The organism is Streptococcus sp. HMSC077D04, assembly GCF_001808785.1.
GTDB classification, from domain to species: Bacteria; Bacillota; Bacilli; order Lactobacillales; family Streptococcaceae; genus Streptococcus; species Streptococcus mitis_BX.
Genome location: NZ_KV794451.1, coordinates 1 through 1,118, shown reverse-complemented (window position 1 = coordinate 1,118; position 1,118 = coordinate 1). Strand labels below are relative to the sequence as shown.

Below are 1,118 nucleotides of genomic sequence, written 5' to 3'. Positions count from 1 at the left end.
AAATCATCATCACGTGCGTAAGAAAAACCAACCTGCACTCCCTTACGTTCCTTTAACCACATTTTCCAAGGAAATTCCATACAGGCTTGGTAAATACTAGTCTCGTAGTTACCTTTAAGATATAGTTTCACTCATCTTCCTCATCGTCGTAAACTCGTTCACCATGGATTTTGATATATTCTTCCCATCCTCTGTGTAATTCATCCCAAAGTGGTTCATCAACCGCCTCCATAATCTCTAGTTCCTCCAAACTAATATCAACCGCTTCGTCGTAGGTCAAATTCAGCAAGTCTATATGTTTCGTTTTGAATTCTTCAATACTCAGCCATGTTTCTTTGTCGTCTTCGCTGATTTGACCGTCAATGGCAGATGCTACCTCAATCGCCATAATATACATCGCACGCTTGTCAACCGTTAAAATATCTAGATGAGTAGAAATAATTCGCAAATAATCACCTTTCTCACGCCCATCGCTTTCATAAGAATTTTCTAGATCCAATGTCAAGTTTTCATATTCAAATGTCTTCCAAGGGTTTATATTTGTATTAAAATTTGCATTCTCCCAACGTTCGTCATTATATTTAAATTTATCCAACCGTAAATTCAAATGTAAATCTTCATCCCAAGCATAGGAAAAATCGAGTGGAATTCCTTTTCGCTCTTTGAACCACATATTTTGAGCTATTTCTTTAAACTCTTCATAAAAATCAGTCTTGGTGTAATCACCTTGTAAATACAACTTCATGCATACCTCCTGTTTTAATTCGCATAATACCTTTGATAAGCTTTCCAAATTCTATCAATAATTTGCTCTCTAACCCCCTTGCTGAGTTTACTTAAGCTTTCATTTGAATTTACCCAGTCTACAATAGAATCTTTTCCTATTATTCTATCTATCCTTAGATGCTCGTTTAGAGGATAGCCAGATTTCCCACTTCCAGATTGTACTTGAAATTTACCACTCTGTGGTTCAGAATCAACACGGATTTTTACATTTTTCCCTTTCACACGTGCTTCTATCTGTTTCCCATGAGTAATACTTGTCTTTTTATTAGCTTTCCAGCTATCATAATTACTAGAATAATCAACCTGAATTTCGCCATTTTGTAAGGCCGTCT

Annotated in this window: 1 protein-coding gene and 1 pseudogene; both read right to left on the bottom strand. The window is 36.0% G+C overall.

Going from position 1 to position 1,118, the window contains the following annotated elements:
- Positions 1-127: 127 nt before the first annotated feature.
- Entirely contained in the window at positions 128-745 is a 618-nt protein-coding gene (locus HMPREF2701_RS00155) for a hypothetical protein (protein ID WP_049493203.1), read from the bottom strand.
- A 14-nt stretch (positions 746-759) separates the two neighbouring features.
- Positions 760-1,118 (bottom strand): annotated as a pseudogene (locus HMPREF2701_RS11160) (virulence protein); the annotation flags it as partial.

What these genes read in the sequence shown, in the direction of transcription:
- HMPREF2701_RS00155 (WP_049493203.1), bottom strand. Translation starts at nt 745, where the DNA reads ATGAAGTTGTATTTACAAGGTGATTACACCAAGACTGATTTTTATGAA.